Source organism: Coleofasciculus sp. LEGE 07092 (assembly GCF_015207375.1).
Taxonomy (GTDB): domain Bacteria; phylum Cyanobacteriota; class Cyanobacteriia; order Cyanobacteriales; family Coleofasciculaceae; genus LEGE-07092.
On the sequence record NZ_JADEWY010000142.1, the window covers coordinates 1 to 15889 of the forward strand.

Annotated in this window: 14 protein-coding genes; 6 read left to right on the forward strand and 8 right to left on the reverse strand. The window is 46.1% G+C overall.

The genetic code is table 11. From position 1 onward, the window contains the following. Positions 1 to 46: 46 nt before the first annotated feature. A complete protein-coding gene (gene cysK / locus IQ257_RS24980; RefSeq protein ID WP_193878880.1) occupies positions 47 to 1006 on the reverse strand; it encodes a cysteine synthase A in 960 nt (319 codons plus the stop codon). A 453-nt stretch (positions 1007 to 1459) separates the two neighbouring features. Here cysK and IQ257_RS24985 point away from each other — a divergent pair, with 453 nt between their 5' ends. The 3 genes from IQ257_RS24985 (at position 1460) to IQ257_RS24995 (ending at position 4030) form a co-directional block, all read left to right on the forward strand. Next, positions 1460 to 1651 (forward strand): hypothetical protein, encoded by a 192-nt coding sequence (locus tag IQ257_RS24985; RefSeq protein ID WP_193878882.1) that lies wholly within the window; start codon positions 1460 to 1462, stop codon positions 1649 to 1651. Positions 1652 to 1919: 268 nt separating this feature from the next. Beyond that, positions 1920 to 2549 (forward strand): methylthioribulose 1-phosphate dehydratase, encoded by a 630-nt coding sequence (mtnB, locus tag IQ257_RS24990; RefSeq protein ID WP_193878883.1) that lies wholly within the window; start codon positions 1920 to 1922, stop codon positions 2547 to 2549. A 59-nt stretch (positions 2550 to 2608) separates the two neighbouring features. Next, complete coding sequence (locus IQ257_RS24995) at positions 2609 to 4030, forward strand: glycoside hydrolase 100 family protein (protein WP_228061008.1); 1422 nt, start codon at positions 2609 to 2611, stop codon at positions 4028 to 4030. Positions 4031 to 4149: 119 nt separating this feature from the next. Here IQ257_RS24995 and IQ257_RS25000 read toward each other — a convergent pair whose 3' ends face one another. The 6 genes from IQ257_RS25000 to IQ257_RS25025 form a co-directional block, all read right to left on the reverse strand. Further along, positions 4150 to 5889, reverse strand: a complete 1740-nt coding sequence (locus IQ257_RS25000; protein WP_193878885.1) for a peroxidase family protein — start codon at positions 5887 to 5889, stop codon at positions 4150 to 4152. A 598-nt stretch (positions 5890 to 6487) separates the two neighbouring features. Next, positions 6488 to 6997 (reverse strand): hypothetical protein, encoded by a 510-nt coding sequence (locus IQ257_RS25005; protein WP_193878887.1) that lies wholly within the window; start codon positions 6995 to 6997, stop codon positions 6488 to 6490. 127 nt (positions 6998 to 7124) lie between these two features. After that, entirely contained in the window at positions 7125 to 7880 is a 756-nt protein-coding gene (locus IQ257_RS25010; protein WP_193878889.1) for a hypothetical protein, read from the reverse strand. Between the two features lie 73 nt (positions 7881 to 7953). After that, positions 7954 to 8772 carry a type 1 glutamine amidotransferase gene (locus IQ257_RS25015; RefSeq protein ID WP_193878890.1) on the reverse strand — a complete coding sequence of 273 codons (819 nt, stop codon included), beginning with the start codon at positions 8770 to 8772 and terminating at the stop codon, positions 7954 to 7956. Between the two features lie 21 nt (positions 8773 to 8793). Beyond that, entirely contained in the window at positions 8794 to 10122 is a 1329-nt protein-coding gene (locus IQ257_RS25020) for a MurT ligase domain-containing protein (RefSeq protein WP_416207937.1), read from the reverse strand. A 138-nt stretch (positions 10123 to 10260) separates the two neighbouring features. Further along, positions 10261 to 10647 (reverse strand): pentapeptide repeat-containing protein, encoded by a 387-nt coding sequence (locus tag IQ257_RS25025; RefSeq protein WP_193878894.1) that lies wholly within the window; start codon positions 10645 to 10647, stop codon positions 10261 to 10263. A gap of 217 nt (positions 10648 to 10864) precedes the next feature. Here IQ257_RS25025 and IQ257_RS25030 point away from each other — a divergent pair, with 217 nt between their 5' ends. Then, the gene (locus IQ257_RS25030) at positions 10865 to 11227 is read left to right on the forward strand and encodes a DUF4342 domain-containing protein (RefSeq protein WP_193878896.1); all 363 of its coding nucleotides are present in this window, start codon (positions 10865 to 10867) and stop codon (positions 11225 to 11227) included. 117 nt (positions 11228 to 11344) lie between these two features. Here IQ257_RS25030 and IQ257_RS25035 read toward each other — a convergent pair whose 3' ends face one another. Next, complete coding sequence (locus IQ257_RS25035; RefSeq protein ID WP_193878898.1) at positions 11345 to 12562, reverse strand: glycosyltransferase family 4 protein; 1218 nt, start codon at positions 12560 to 12562, stop codon at positions 11345 to 11347. Between the two features lie 617 nt (positions 12563 to 13179). Here IQ257_RS25035 and IQ257_RS25040 point away from each other — a divergent pair. Both IQ257_RS25040 and IQ257_RS25045 read left to right on the forward strand, forming a co-directional pair. After that, positions 13180 to 14538, forward strand: a complete 1359-nt coding sequence (locus tag IQ257_RS25040) for a GTPase family protein (protein ID WP_193878908.1) — start codon at positions 13180 to 13182, stop codon at positions 14536 to 14538. A 90-nt stretch (positions 14539 to 14628) separates the two neighbouring features. Next, on the forward strand, positions 14629 to 15889 hold a 1261-nt coding region (locus IQ257_RS25045), incomplete at its 3' end, for an MFS transporter (protein ID WP_193933289.1).

The window sequence follows — 15889 nt, forward strand, 5'->3', positions numbered from 1 at the left end:
CCCTATCTCCCCATCCCCTTGTCCCCATCTGGTGAACCATGAGCAATTAACGAACCGCAGCGACTTCTAGTGCTGAGTCTTGGAATAGTGCTGTACTCAGGTAACGCTCGCCGAAGCTGGGCTGTATCATGACGATCAACTTGTCGGCATTCTCTGGACGTTTCGCAACCTGAATCGCTGCCCATAATGCTGCACCGGAAGAAATGCCGGAGAGTAAACCTTCTTCTCTTGCCAAACGGCGACCATAGGCAAGGGCGTCTTCGTCCTTCACCTGAATCACTTCATCGATCAGATCGGTGCGGAGAACTTGGGGAATAAATCCAGCGCCGATGCCTTGAATTTTGTGGGGTCCGGGTTCTCCCCCAGACAGTATCGGGCTGTTGGTGGGTTCAACGGCGATCGCTTGAAAGGTGGGTTTGCGCTGCTTGATTACCTCGACAATACCGGTAATTGTCCCACCTGTACCAACTCCAGCAATTAAAATATCGACCTTACCGTCTGTATCTGTCCAAATTTCTTCGGCGGTTGTCTCTCGATGAATTTGGGGATTGGCTAGGTTTTGGAACTGTTGCGGCATGAAGGCATTGGGTGTGCTGTCGAAAATTTCTTGGGCGCGAGCGATCGCTCCTTTCATGCCTTGTACTCCTGGAGTCAGTTCCAACTCAGCACCGTAAGCTTTGAGCATAGCTCGTCGTTCTACACTCATTGTGTCGGGCATAGTCAGGATTAAGCGATACCCCTTAGCTGCTGCTACCATTGCCAAGGCAATGCCAGTGTTACCAGAAGTCGGTTCAACGATAACTGTTTTTCCGGGCTGAATCTGACCCGCTTCCTCGGCTGCCTGAATCATGCTTGAGCCAATCCGGTCTTTTACAGAAGCGGCTGGGTTCATCCCTTCCAGTTTGACGACAATCTGCGCCATGCATCCCTCAGCTTGGGGAATTCGATTCAGCCGAACTAAGGGAGTACGACCGATCAACTCGGTTACATCATTAGCAATCTGCATAGTTTCACGTCTCCAACGCTAAGTTAATAATTCGTTACTCAAAAACTTGTATCTGGTTTTCTGATTATACGGTTATTCGATAGATTTTTTGTACTTTAAATAACCATAAAGACTTACGTCTCTAGACTTAGTTCGGTATGGGGTTAAAATTTCTCTGATACTATCCAGTTTTTGTTACAAGTTTCAGTGCCAATAATTAACTAAACTAATGAGGGATAACACCCCTCATTCAGGTACTGGCAGTATTATTATAAATTTGATGAGTGACAACGTTATCAGAAAAATAAAGTCGGATTCCTCTGTCTTAAGAAGCATTTCTTCATTATCTTGTCAACTATTAAATGGTGTTAGATTTTAAAATAGTCCAAAAGATTCTTTCCTATTGTTCCAATTTTGTCTAAACTAGAAAAAATATAAAAACAATATTAAGAATTTCAAAAAGGAGCTGAAATCATGCTCTATAAGCAACATGATCGCATCAAAATAACCAAGGGCAGCCTCAAAGGTTACACGGGTAAAATTTCTGCGAGTAGCAGCGAAGGAATCTACTTTATCCAAGGTGACTGGAACAGTCAAGATACTGGCTTCACCAACGTCTATGGACCGCTCATGATTGATGAAATCGAGCCGTTAGGACATTACTAAACCAGTAGGGCAAAAATTACTCACCAGTTTTTTACTCCCTAATCCCCTCTCCTTCTTCGTCGAAACTGATGGGTTAGTTCTCTAGTGCAGATAGGCACGACTAACGCAATTATTACTAATCTAGAGAAAAGGAAAAAGGTATTCCTCCTTCAACTTTTCTCCTATTTTTACTTTTTTTGCTGGTAGGGGGAAAGTGAGAAATCCGGATTAAAGCTGTGGCAGGATATCACAGGACAAAATCCTGAGTACAGAAACTTGTGAGGTTAAAATGAAAGCAGATCCAAGACCGACTCTAATTGCAGACGCTAGTCACTTTTATGAGTTAGGCTGGATGGTGGGAACCGCTGGCAACCTGTCTGCCCGCATGCCCGACGGCAGCTTCTGGATTACTGCCAGCGGACGCAGCAAAGGGCAGCTTACTCTCGGTGACTTCATCCGCATTGCGGCGGATGGTACGGTGTTGGAGAAACCATCGGCGAATAGCCGCCCTTCAGCCGAGACAAGTATTCATCAGGCTATCTACTCCCTCTTTGACGAGGCTCAAACCTGCTATCACGTTCACTCCATTGAGGCGAATATCGTTTCTCGCTTTACAGATGGGGATGAACTGCCTTTGCCCCCTTTGGAAATGCTCAAAGGATTGGGGATATGGGAAGAAAACCCCAAAGTGACGATGCCGATATTTGCCAATCATTTAGAGGTGCCTCGAATTGCGAGTGATATTGGCAGTCGCTTTAAAACAACACTGCCTTCGATGAGTGCCTTGCTCATTCGCAATCACGGTGTTACTGTTTGGGCGGCTTCGCCAGAAGGAACTCGCAACTATTTAGAGGTAGCTGAGTATATCTTCCGATATATGGTAGTGGCTCGTAATGTTGGCATCGATAGGTTGAGCTAATTTATTTGTCCTTTGTCCTTTGTATAAAACAAAGATTAACCACTAATGACTAATAACCAATGACCAATGAGGCATCAATGAATACGCAAAGCGATACTGTGGCAAAGGCTTGGCAGGCTCTTGAAGAGTCTGTCATTTACTATTACGGACGCCCCGTTGGAACGGTAGCTGCTCGTGATCCAGATGTAGAAGCTCTTAATTATAACCATTGTTTTGTTCGCGATTTTATTTCTTCGGCGCTCATCTTTATAATGAACGGCAAGACTGAAATCGTTCGCAATTTTCTGATAGAGACGTTGGCGCTACAAAGTGCAACGAAGCAAATGGATTGTTTTAATGCAGGTCAAGGTTTGATGCCTGCGAGTTTCAAAGTCGCATCAAATTATGGCGAACAATACCTGACACCAGATTTTGGCGAACACGCGATCGCCCGAGTTACACCTGTTGATTCCTCTCTTTGGTGGCTGATTCTGTTACGCAGTTATGTTAAAGCAACTGGGGATTTTGAACTCGCTCACAAACCGGAATTTCAAAAGGGAATTATTTTGATTCTCAAGCTTTGCTTGGCGGATCGCTTTGATATGTTCCCTACCATGCTAGTTCCCGATGGTTCATTTATGATAGATCGCCGGATGGGGGTACATGGGCATCCCTTAGAAATTCAAGCTCTATTTTATGGGGCATTAAGGTCAGCGCGAGAACTCCTAGCACCCAGTCGTCAAGGTGAAATTTACATTCAATTCATCAATCAGCGCTTAAGTACCCTTAATTATTACATTCGCCGATATTACTGGCTCGATCTAAAGCGTTTGAATGAAATCTATCGTTATCGGGGTGAAGAGTTTGGCGAAACAGCGGTAAACAAGTTCAATATTTATCCCGATTCAATTCCCGATTGGTTAACAGACTGGATGCCAACTCAAGGGGGATATTTAGCGGGAAATATTGGTCCATCGTTCATGGATTTTCGCTTTTTTACCCAAGGAAATTTGCTAGCCATTATTTATTCTCTAGCAAGTGCTGAGGAGTCCCAATCGATTATGGAACTGATCGAACAACGCTGGGATGATCTGGTAGGAACAATGCCGATGAAGATTTGTTTTCCTGCGGTAGAAGGTTTGGAATGGCGACTTCTTACCGGTTGTGATCCAAAAAATGTAGCTTGGTCGTATCATAATGGAGGAAATTGGCCCGTATTGCTTTGGTCCCTAGCCGTAGCCGCACAGAAGACGGGACGAGTGCAACTAGCACAACGAGCCATTGAAATTGCAGAAAAGCGTTTGTTACAGGATCACTGGCCTGAATATTACGATGGTCGAAATGGGCGATTGATTGGTAAAGAAGCACGGAAATATCAAACCTGGACAGTTGCTGGATATTTAGTGGCAAAAGCGCTAATGGAAAATCCTGATTCTTTGCAGCTATTCAGTTTTGAGGAAGACTTGGAAATTCAAAATTGGTCTTGTCCTAGTTTTCTGTAAATTGGGAGTCTTTAGGGGTGCATCCCATATTTGCAGAGTTTAGACAGCCAAGATGTCCATTCCACAAGAGTAAGGATTTATGCAAGAGGTTTAATGCCCACTAGTTGGGGAATAGCTTGTTAACGACGCAAGCGCCGTAAACCTGCACCCAAAACACCCACTGTGAAAAGTGCCAGCACAACCGATGGTTCCGGCACGTCCTTAGCGACAATGAAGACATTGTCCTGAATACTTGTGATATTCGAGTTGCGGCGGATAATCTCAGAGAGGGTTGTACTGCCGATTTCTGGCTTCAGACTCAATAGATACTCATCATTTAGATAAAAGAAGCGATCGCCATCGCGGGAACGTCCGAACTGATCTGCCATAATAGTGTAGAAAAGTTCACCAACAAGACCGCCGTTAACGTGATCTTCAGCAATACCTCCAATCCAAAGATCGACATCATTGATATTGTCATTGCCAAACTCATCCACACCGTAGATAAAGCGGAACTGCTGCGCGATTTCAGCGTCCGAGGTAATTTCCTCGAAACTGTTATAAACTCCCAAACCTAACGCAGTACGGGCTGCATTATAACTGGGGAGTCCATGATCTCGTCCCCTCTGGATATTGACAGCAGCAAGGTCGAGTCCGCCGCCACCAGCCGCAAACAGGAAGCTACGCACGTCTTCAACGAGGAGAGCATCCACATTTTGAGCTTTTTGTGACGCTAAACCCAGTAGTAATGAATCAATGCCTTCATCAACAATTACTTGCGGATTGAAGAAGGAATCTCGGAGTGCAATAGCTCCCGGAGAACTACCATCATTATTAATGCGTTGAAGTTCTGGAGAGAGCAGAGAGTGACCGAAGCGGTAAGCGGCATTGGCAAATTCGTTACTCATACCCGCATCGACATTAGCATTGTAACCTGTATAGTCGCCGAAAGCGCTATCACCAAGCAGCAACGGTAAAAACTCATTGTAGGTAATAACCTGAATCTGGGCACCGACAATCCGGCGTGCTGTCTGGTAAATATATTCATCTACGGTAAGTCCTGCCTCAGCCGCCTTCTGGGGAGTCGTAGGTTCTGCCGCTATTTCGTCAGCGAGACGATTGTGTTCGCGCACAAAGAGAGTATGAACTGCCGTTAACCCAATTTGTTCATTGGCACGAACATCGCCAGCAACAAATAGCTGATCATCAGGTAGCGATGGCGCACCGGGTATGCGGGGAGGGTTAGCATTGGGTAAACCACCGATATTGAATGGCAGCAAGTTACCATCACTGGTTTTCAGCTTCCCACCCTCAAGTGTGCGTAAAGAATTTGCCCGCACTGAGTCTGAACCATAGACTTGTGAAGCATCAATATAGGAAGTCAGGGCGTTAACTTGTTGGCGCGGATTGTCAATACTAGTGCCAGTGCCTGGGGCTGCTTCATTCCTTCTAAAGGGAATAATTGACCCAGGTGCAAAAACTGGATCGTTATCAGGAACAATTATGGGTGCAAACTGACCACCCGTAAGCGGTTCAGTCAAGTCTATGTCATGGTCAATGAACTGCCCCCATTGCCAAAGCCAGTCACTGGCGTTGATGGGATTGAATACTGAGCTGGATTGACGGGAAATGGCATTGCTGATGGCACGAGGATTGGGACGGTTTGCACCGGCTGGGGAGGAAATACCATCGCCGTAATCGGGTTCTAAGAGCCGGATCAATTCAGTTTCAGCAGCACCATAGCTGGGATTAGTGATGTTATTGCCAGAGCCATCAAATGAGCGAAATTCTATGGCTTCAGCAGGCAGAGATAGAGCAAATCCGAGGGTAGCGAAACTGGTCACACTGAGGATAGTATGACGGGTTTTTGCAGTTAACATAATTGAGTTATTACTCCGTTGATACCGACAAGTTGTTCGAGAAATCCTGCAAAGCCCTGTTAATTTTTACTTCCTCATGTCTGACTTTAATTAATAATTTTTCTGTTGAAAGACATCAGGATTTTACCCTCTTTGCAGCCAAGGAGGATGTTAAAGAGCTTTGCTTTTAGATAGAGCTAGTAGGAAACCAGTCGTTTCACTGATTCCGCAAAATTGGCTTTTGAGCTAATTTACTTTCTTAAGAGTAAGATTAGTCTATTCTTAAACTTACTGCTAGTAGATAGACATAAACTTCACGAAAACACCATAAACTATTTATGTCACTTTACAACAGCTACATATTTGACGACTTCTCTTTAGAGTTTGTAATAAAAAATTGAACATTTAATCTAGTTATTATCAACTTTTGTAAAGCAGACTCTTAGAGTTTAACAAGCTGCTTGCCGTTCTACTAATAACTCTGGATTGGACAGCAGCTTTTACGCCAAACGTTCTGTTTATTTACAACTTTTTACAATTTGGCAACTAGCAAATCCCGTAGAGGGGAGTCCTGACGCCCCGGCATCTAATACTCCCCACTCCCTACTCGTCAGAGAAGTCAAGAACGCCGCCTCTCATCTTCTTGCTGCTCTGCTGAGGACGGTGTATTCCCATCATTATGAAAAAATATTCCTAAACCGAAATTACAATTACTCGTTGAGCATTTTGACATTTTCACGCTGACCTCATATCTATCTTCCGATGATGGTACAAAGGGAACGACGGCGATAGCATACTCCGCCATATCGGACGCAACAACATTACCTTTCGTATCTTTGACGATCAGATCTACATCTATACAACTTTGGTCGCATACGGCAACGAAACTGTACTGTCGATTGGGATAGAGCAAGACTGTCTTCGGTGCCTGTGCTCCCCGAGACAGCCTCGCTAAAGTTCGTGGAAACGCCAGTTGATAGCCTTCCTGGGTTTGGGCTTCAATCACTGCCTGAAGTTGTGCTTCTACTTCCTGTTCCGATTCATTGAGTGATCGAGCAGTTGCGGCGATTTGAAGTGTGGTGCCCAAAAAAAGAGCGATCGCAGGAAGAATTAGACGTTGGATCTTCATGGTTGTCACCCCGTTACTCTAGAGCCTGAATCGCCTATTGTATACGACTGCGTTGGTCAAATGATCCCTGTTGTACCCTCTGAACAGCTATCTATCGCCAAATTTGGGTAGTCTTCTTGTAAAGTACTTATGACGGCTTATTTAGCGGCAAAAACTCTCTTGTTTCCGGAGAATATTCCCAGGCAATTCCTTCTGGGTCTTTACTTTGACTCCATTCTGCAAAATCTGGATCGGATTTGCGCTTGCCAACGGTACTTGAATGAACCTCAAGCCGCTTTGCCAGTTCTGCTTGGATTAGAGAGTGACTAGCCTCCGGTTCCTTTTCCCCTAAATTCTCGTCTTGATACAGGGATTTCTCCAGTTTCTGGGGGGCTTCGTCCTCCTCCGTTAAGGCAGTATTTTCAGAGATCATTGACTCCTCCTCAGCCAGCAATTGGATCAGCCTTGGGGTTTGACTGGTCAGCGATTCGTATTCCGACTCCGGTGGGGGGTCGCTGCTTTCAAAAATGCTACCCAAAGCGCTGGCGGTCAGAAAGTAATAGACAATACCTCTATCTTCGTAAAGTCGGCGTTTTGCACCAAACTCTTCCGCTTTTTTATCAAGATATCGCCGCGCTGCCGATCCGGATATGTTAGCCTTCAAGGACAAGTCTAAGGAGGTCAAGCAACCCTGATTTTCTTTGATGAGCTGATTGAAGAACGGATTAACTTGCTTGCTCCATTGCAGCCATCGGTATTGCTGCCAAATCTTAAAAAGGATGGTGACGCTTAACAGCCCTAGCAGATAAGGCCAAGTTTTGTACAGCAGGATGCTCAAAAAGGCGAAGGGAATTATGAAAATGAGAATCCTATTGGCACTGCTATCGATTACTTTTCCAGTCATATCCTGCTTGCAAATTTACAGTATGGCAAACCATTACTATACGGATCTCGCTTTAAGTCGGTAGCTGTTGAGATCAACACTTTACGGCTTCTTGACTCAAGCTGGTCAGAGAGAGCCGTTTAAACATAGCTGTCCGTGCCTGCTTTGCTAGCGTATCATCCAGAGGTGCTAACGACACAGGAGTTTGATATTTTTGACGTAGTGCCGTCTGGATCAGCCAATCGGCGATAAAGGGATTCTTGGGCAGCAGGGGACCGTGGGAATAGGTGGCGATCGCATTTCGGTAAAATGCCCCCTCCATACCATCTTCCCCATTATTCCCATACCCCTTCACCACCCGACCCAAGGGTGCAACCTTCCCCAGATAGGTACGACCCCCGTGATTTTCAAAGCCAATAACTACAGGCTTGCTTCCCAGCATCACTTCCAACTCTTCGGCTAAAGGAGATGCCGTCAGCTCAAATACCACGTTACCAATACAGCGACGAGCATCAATACCGGGATGCTTGCTGACCATATCTAATAACCCCAAGCCTTCAATCCGCTGACCTAAAGCCGGTTCGTAGTAATGACCCAACAATTGAGGAGCACCACAGGTAAACACCCCAGGCGTCCCTGCTTCTATTTTCTCCCGCAGAGTTTCGGCTTTGGCACCCCGCAAGTCCCGCATGACGATTTCTTGCTGTCTGTCTTGAGCACCCCCACCCATAAAAATATCGACGTGGTGGAATTGGTCAGCAGAGGCTTGCTGGTCAAGGGATAATACTTTTACGTTAATATCCCGCCACTCAGCGCGTTTTTGCAGGCAGATTACATTGCCGCGATCGCCGTAAGTGCTCATGAGATTAGGGTATAGCCAGCCAATTGTGAGTTCGAGTTGTTCGGGATTCATTGCTTTGAGATTAATCACTATTCACAAAATCTGTCGCCCTATCAGCATTCCCCGTACTTCTAGCATGGCAGAGTAGGTGGGCAAGATATGTAGGGTTTCATCGGCTGGGGTATGTTCCAATGCTGTTTTAATGGCATCTTGCAAGTTTTCTTTGATGATTAACTTACACGGATTCTCCCCTTCAGGCTGACTGTACCGCAGGCGCAGCGCCATATCGTAAATGCGATCGCCACTCACGACAATCGTTCCCCCCAACGCTACCAGCTTCTCGGTATCCACATCCCAAATCCAAGATACATCGGTGCCGTCTGGCGTTCGGTCATTCAATACTACTAATTTAGTTGATGCCCCACCCTGTTTTTGGATATCATGCACGGCGCGAATGGTTTCGTTCATTCCTACCGGATTTTTCGAGAGTAGAATCCGCACGTTCTTGCCACCAACCACTAGTTCTTCAGCTCGTCCGAAAGCAGCGCGGAAGTTTTTAATCGTGTCGTAAATAACAGCCTTATCAATCCCCATTACCTGCGCCACTAATCCGGCGGCTAGGGTATTGTATTTGTTATAAATTCCAATTAGGATTTGGGGCCATTCCTGGCTGTTAACTGCTAGCGGACTCTTGCTAAAGCCACATTTGGGGCAGTGATAATCTCCCAGATGGGACAAGTAAACGCCTTTGTAATCTAGGGGATGTCCGCAGCTAGGACAGTAAATCGAGTCTACCGCGTGGGGAATTTCTTCTAGATAGGCGTCGGGTTCGCTTAAGCCAAAGAATCGCACCGTTTGGGTTAGCTGCTGACCTAAGTGGCAGAGTGTTGGGTCATCGGCATTTAAAATAACGGTGGTGGTGGTTGGCAGGGGTGCGATCGCTTTCTGCCATCGTTGGCTAATGGTATCTACTTCCCCGTAGCGATCGAGTTGGTCACGAAATAGATTTAACCCCAAAATAACTTGAGGCTGACAGTCCTGCAAAACTAGAGGCAGGATATTTTCATCGACTTCTAGAATGGCGTAGTCGGCGTCAAGCTGACCAACTAAATTGGTATGCTCCATCAGCGCCGTTACTAAGCCATTAATCAAATTGGCACCGGTGGCATTGTGGGCAACTTGCCATCCCTGACGTTCAAGAAGGGTACGCAGCAGGAGAGACGTAGTAGTTTTGCCATTGGTGCCGACAATGAGAATAACCCCGCGCCTTACCTGTGCTAGCAGCAGGGGTAAAGCTTGGGGTTGGATGCGGCGAGAAATTGACCCCGGCAGCACGCTAGCTGCCCCCAAGCGGAACAACCGCACCAGAGATGTTACTGTTTTAGCGGCACCTACTGACAAACCGAGGCGCAAGCGCTCCATAATTGATAGACTCACATCCACACTCCTACCCAGGCAAACTAGCCTCAAATACATTTTGAGCTGCTAGTAGTATTTACTAAGCTGTTTATTGCTCGTCAGAATTTTACCCTAGTTTTTTGAGGAGTATAGCTGAAATCTCTAACAACCTTGCTGAGATACAGTACCATCGGGCATAGTCGCACCGCAGAGATTAGCACGTTTGAGTTTGGCATCTGTGAGGTTGGTAAATCTCAGGTAGGTATTTGCCAGGTTAGCCCGTCTCAGGTCAGCTTCTGTCAAGTCAGCTCGTCTCAGGTCAGCTCGTCTCAGGTTGGCACGTCTTAAGTCGGCACGTCTGAGGTCGGTATCTCGAAGGTCAGCCTGTCTGAGATCAGCCTCTCTCAGACTAGCACCTCTCAAGTCACACCTTCGACATAGGCGGGTTTCGAGCAATCGCTGAATATGTTGGGGGTTTTCAGCTCTAGTTGAAGCATTCCACCCAACTAGAACTAAAAGGCTAACTCCTACCAGAATTGTGAGTCTCATATCCATCACCTACTTGTTTGTAACACCAAAGCCAGTAAAGAGAGAAAGTGGGGGTGCAATCCCCAACTTCAGCTCCTCCTTACACCCCACACCCTACATCCCATTGAATCCTGTCTCCTGAGTTCTGTCTCTCACTCGATTGGTTCAGCCAAAATGGTGAAGCCGAAAACCAGTCTATTTCGCTAACCTTAAAAGTATCGACATCTAGGAGTGAAAGATGAACGAACCTGTAGATCGTCAGATAGAAGAAGTCGAGCAACTTGAAACGGTATCAACAACGGTTGAAGTGGAGCTCAATCCTGTAGAACCCGATATGAATCAAAACACGCAAGTTGGTGTAGAAGAATTCACAATTAGCGGCGATGACCTAGTTGGCAAGGTTAGGGAACTGATTCATCAGGGCAACATTCGTCGCATTATTATCAAAACGGAAGATGATCGCACCCTGATTGAAATTCCGCTGACGGTTGGCGTCGTTGGCGGGGTGGTTGGTGCTACTGTGTTCCCGGTAATAGCAGCCCTTGGAGCAATTGGTGCTTTAGTCGCTCGTTTGAAGGTTATTATCGAGAGACGGGAATAATCTCTATAGATAGTATGCTACGTCTCTTAAAACATCCCTCCCAAGTCCATTCGGCTTGGGTATTATTTTGGCAAACTACAGGTAGTATGGAACGTTACTGGTAGCTAAGAATAGTCCCTACTTCCCCATCAATACCTGTTCGTAAAGTTCGCCAGCTTTTTGCCAGGTATATTTTTTTTCAACTAGCTTACGTCCATTTTCCGATAGTTGCTTGCGCAGTTGGCGGTCTTCAAATAACCGACTTACGGCATACACGTACTCTGCGGGTTCATTTGCCCTCAATGCCCGCAAGGGAACATCTGCACCATCAACCGCTAGTCCTTCCAAACCGCGATCGCTACCGACTACTGGCACTCCGGCTGCCATTGCCTCTAGGGTTTCATTCTTAATCCCGTAGCTAGTTTGTAAAGGCACAACACAAACAGTGGCTTTGTGCAAGTAGTTTGCAGTCGAACTCACACTACCTGCTATGGTAATGCCTGGATGTTCCTGCAACTCCAAAATCTCTGGTGTTGGTCTTGCCCCCACAATTTCCAATGTTGCCTCTGGATACCGCCGTAAAACTTCGGGAAAGACTTCTAAGCTAAAAAATTTCACAGCATCAATGTTTGTTAAGCTGTCCATTGTCCCAATAAACACTAATCGCTGTCCTCCTGGATCAGAGACGCGCTTCGGAAACTGAGTTAGATCCACGCCGTTGGGAACCAGCGCTATCTTGCCCTCCGGTTCGTAATCCTCTATCTGACGTCGATCGGTCGGGGTTGCCACCACAATATTAGTAAACTTGGCGCAATATCGTTCCTCATAGCGGCGTAAGAGGGGCAAATTTAACTGATCTCGGAAGTTTTTGTCTGATTTGCTGTTTTCTACCTGATTGCGGTGTTTTCTGTAAACAGAACTGTGAATATTAACCACCGTTTGCAGTTGCTGCCGCCATGCTGAATGAATATAAATTTCATTCATGCTATGTTCGCAGGTGATCACCTCAAATTTGCCAGATTCTACGGCTTCATCTACCCATTGCTGCATTGTTGTTGAGTAAGGATCAAGCACGCTTTGAGGAGTTCCCTGTTGTAAAAACGTACTCCAACGCTGTACTTTCGACCGTATTCCTTTTTCGTTGTCTAAAGGTTTCGGTTGCGGAAACATGATTAGTTCCTCTACCCACTTCCGTAGTTTAGCGACTTTATCCTCTGTGATATCTTCCGAATGTTGAGTAACCAGGGTGATAGCATGACGCTCGCTCAGGTACTTTAGCAAGTTAAACGTCCTAACCTCAATTCCCCCGTTTGTGGGTGGATAAGGAAAGGTCGTAGAGAGCATGAGAATCTTCATAAAATTTTATATTTCTAGAGATACTGCTAAAACGTCTCTGCGGAGGCATTATACGTTCCGTTTTATCGAAATTAACGATTAATCGAGGTATCGTTCTGGTAAATTTGATTACTAAAATTTGTCAAAGCTATCCTTCGGTATTATATTAAACAATCGGTGGGAATGCCTAATAAGGTATTCCCATAGAACATAGAGAAAATATTTTCAATGTCAAATAAAAGAAACTATTCATACTACTCAATTAAATTCAAGTCAAGAATTTTACCTAATTGTATGTATTTCTATTAAAAATTGCGATCCCAAGAGCGAAAGCCGACTCGCACACACAAGAGTCTTAGCTAGCCTATCACAGCCACTCCTGTGGAGCTTTCCATCTAATCATCTAAAATAACTAAAGGAGCTTCTTGGTTTAATAATCTCAATTGTGAAAAGGTGTAAAGCGCTATCAGTCAACCAGCCATCGCTAAGTCTCCAGACTCCAGCAATGGCTTGAGAAACAGCCCTAGTTGACCAAGTTAAGTGTCAATGCTTCGACTTCTCTGAGCACCTTCCCCTGAGCGAAGTCGAAGGATGATAGAGTCCGATAGGGTTTGAAGTAGTCCGCCATTTTGATGCCCATGACTGAGCAACGTGATGCTGATTTACCGTCAACTAATTCTCAGCAGTACAATAAACAGACCGAAGGTACAACAAAAGAGTCTGTCGATGAATCTTGGACAAACCGCATTGCGGGTGTCTGGAACAACGCTACATCACGCTTGGTGCAACTCCTCCCCGTAGAGCAAGTGGCACAGAAGGCGGTTCAGTGGTTTAGTGTCAGCGAAGCTCAAGTTGCAGAGATTTTGGAAACCATTCGAGCCGAACTGCCAACCACGGAAGCCATTTTGATTGGTAAGCCCCAAGCTGGAAAAAGTTCGATTGTGCGGGGACTGACGGGTGTTTCTGCGGAAATTGTGGGTCAAGGATTTCGTCCCCATACGCAACACACCGAACGCTATGCCTATCCGTCTTCTGACCTACCATTGCTTATTTTCACCGATACAGTCGGACTGGGGGATGTAAATCAGGAGACTCAGACGATTATTCAAGAGTTGCTTACCGATTTACAGCAGAAGAGTCGCCGCGCCAAAATCCTGATTTTAACCGTCAAAATCAATGATTTTGCAACGGATACACTACGACACGTTGCGACTCAGTTACGCCAGCAGTATCCAGATATTCCCTGTTTGCTGACGGTGACTTGTTTGCATGAAGTTTATCCTCCTGGTATTGCCGATCATCCGGCATATCCACCCGACTATGAAGAGGTTAATCGAGCCTTTACTGCAATTGAGGACACATTCAAAGACTTGTGTGCTTCGCCTGAAGCCCACCAGCAAAGCTATGGTGCTGTTAGAATTGACTTTACCCTGGAGGAGGATGAGTATACGCCAACGTTCTATGGTTTAGAGGCGCTCAGAGATGCCTTAGCAGACTTGCTACCCGAAGCAGAAGCCCGTGCAATTCATCAGTTATTGGATGAGGAAGCGGGGCAGCAAATTGGCGATCTTTACCGGGATGTGGCACGCCGTTATATGCTGGCATTTGCGATCGCAGCAGCAACTTTGGCGGCGGTGCCTCTACCTTTTGCCACCATGCCTGTATTGACAGCATTGCAAGGCTCAATGGTGGGTTTACTAGGGAGATTGTATGGGCAAACCCTGACGCCATCCCAGGCAGGAGGTGTTGTCAGTGCGATCGCAGGTGGCTTCCTGGCACAGGCAGTTGGGCGGGAGTTAATCAAATTTTTGCCAGGTTTTGGCAGTGCGATCGCTGCATCTTGGGCAGCAGCATACACCTGGGCATTGGGGGAAGGAGCTTGTGTTTATTTCGGTGATTTAATGGGGGGGAAAAAACCCGATCCTCAAAAAATCCAGTCCGTAATGCAAGAAGCGTTTCAGACAGCACAGGAACGGTTTAAGGGCATTAAACGTTGAAGTCCCAATTCCTAACTCCCGAACAAATATGAAGAGAAGGCTGCCAGAAGTTATGGTACAGTTGTGCAATTTTCAGTATCAATGGCTGCTATGAGTAACTCTTCCCCCTCTGACTCTTCGGTTCCGCCGGACGTACCCCAGCCAACCAAGCTGGGTTTTTTCACCAAACTCGCTTACGGTGCGGGTGATTTGGGCCCAGCGATTACAGCTAACGTTGGCGTGTTCTTCATGTTATTTTTCTTCACCAACGTGGCAGGTTTAAGCGCTGGGTTGGCGGGTAGCGTTCTGATGATTGGTAAAATTTGGGATGCGGTGAACGATCCGATGGTGGGGGTGTTGAGCGATCGCACGAAAAGCCGTTGGGGACGCCGACTCCCCTGGATGCTGTACGGTGCCATTCCCTTTGGGATTTTCTTCTTTTTACAGTGGTTAGTTCCCCCCTTCAGTACTTGGGGACTGTTCTGGTATTACGTCATCATTTCTATCTTCTTCAACAGCTTTTACACTGCTGTTAATCTACCCTACACCGCCCTAACCCCAGAACTCACCCAAGACTACAACGAACGCACCAACCTCAACAGCTTTCGCTTTGCCTTCTCGATTGGCGGCAGCATTTTATCCTTGATTTTGGCTCAAGTTATCTTTTCCCAGCTAGAACTCCCCACCGACCAAGAGTATCTGATTTTAGCAGGCATTTGTGCAGTTCTTTCTGTCTTGCCCTTATTTTGGTGCGTTTGGGGAGTGCGCGATCGCGTTTTAGCCTTTGAAACCAAACGAAATGAAACCGAGGAAACCGAATCTATCCCCATCCCAGAACAGTTACGCATTGCTTTCAGCAACCGCCCCTTTTTATTCGTGATTGGAATATACCTTTGTTCTTGGTTAGGCGTGCAAGTAACAGCGTCAATTATTCCGTATTTCGTCGTCAACTGGATGGATTTACCAGAAGCGGTGTTTCCCCAAGTCGCCCTCACTGTTCAAGGAACTGCCCTCGTTATGCTATTTGTCTGGAGTGCTCTCAGTGAACGAGTTGGCAAAAAAGCGGTTTACTTCATGGGAATGGTTCTCTGGATTATTGCCCAAGCGGGTTTGTTTTTCCTGCAACCCGATCAAGTCGGCTTAATGTACGTTCTTGCTATTCTGGCAGGATTTGGGGTTGCTACCGCTTATTTAGTTCCTTGGTCAATGATGCCAGATGTGATCGAACTTGATGAACTCAATACAGGTAAGCGTCGGGAAGGAATTTTCTACGGCTTTATGGTCTTGTTGCAAAAAGTGGGTTTGGCAGTTGGCTTGTTTGTAGTCGGACAGGCTTTGGAATTATCAGGGTTTATCGAAACCATTCCTGTCT

Excerpts from the sequence above, each read along its gene's own strand:
- cysK (WP_193878880.1), bottom strand. The coding sequence starts at position 1,006 with ATGCAGATTGCTAATGATGTAACCGAGTTGATCGGTCGTACTCCCTTA.
- IQ257_RS24985 (WP_193878882.1), top strand. The coding sequence starts at position 1,460 with ATGCTCTATAAGCAACATGATCGCATCAAAATAACCAAGGGCAGCCTC.
- mtnB (WP_193878883.1), top strand. The coding sequence starts at position 1,920 with ATGAAAGCAGATCCAAGACCGACTCTAATTGCAGACGCTAGTCACTTT.
- IQ257_RS24995 (WP_228061008.1), top strand. The coding sequence starts at position 2,609 with ATGACCAATGAGGCATCAATGAATACGCAAAGCGATACTGTGGCAAAG.
- IQ257_RS25000 (WP_193878885.1), bottom strand. The coding sequence starts at position 5,889 with ATGTTAACTGCAAAAACCCGTCATACTATCCTCAGTGTGACCAGTTTC.
- IQ257_RS25005 (WP_193878887.1), bottom strand. The coding sequence starts at position 6,997 with ATGAAGATCCAACGTCTAATTCTTCCTGCGATCGCTCTTTTTTTGGGC.
- IQ257_RS25010 (WP_193878889.1), bottom strand. The coding sequence starts at position 7,880 with ATGACTGGAAAAGTAATCGATAGCAGTGCCAATAGGATTCTCATTTTC.
- IQ257_RS25015 (WP_193878890.1), bottom strand. The coding sequence starts at position 8,772 with ATGAATCCCGAACAACTCGAACTCACAATTGGCTGGCTATACCCTAAT.
- IQ257_RS25020 (WP_416207937.1), bottom strand. The coding sequence starts at position 10,122 with ATGGAGCGCTTGCGCCTCGGTTTGTCAGTAGGTGCCGCTAAAACAGTA.
- IQ257_RS25025 (WP_193878894.1), bottom strand. The coding sequence starts at position 10,647 with ATGAGACTCACAATTCTGGTAGGAGTTAGCCTTTTAGTTCTAGTTGGG.
- IQ257_RS25030 (WP_193878896.1), top strand. The coding sequence starts at position 10,865 with ATGAACGAACCTGTAGATCGTCAGATAGAAGAAGTCGAGCAACTTGAA.
- IQ257_RS25035 (WP_193878898.1), bottom strand. The coding sequence starts at position 12,562 with ATGAAGATTCTCATGCTCTCTACGACCTTTCCTTATCCACCCACAAAC.
- IQ257_RS25040 (WP_193878908.1), top strand. The coding sequence starts at position 13,180 with ATGACTGAGCAACGTGATGCTGATTTACCGTCAACTAATTCTCAGCAG.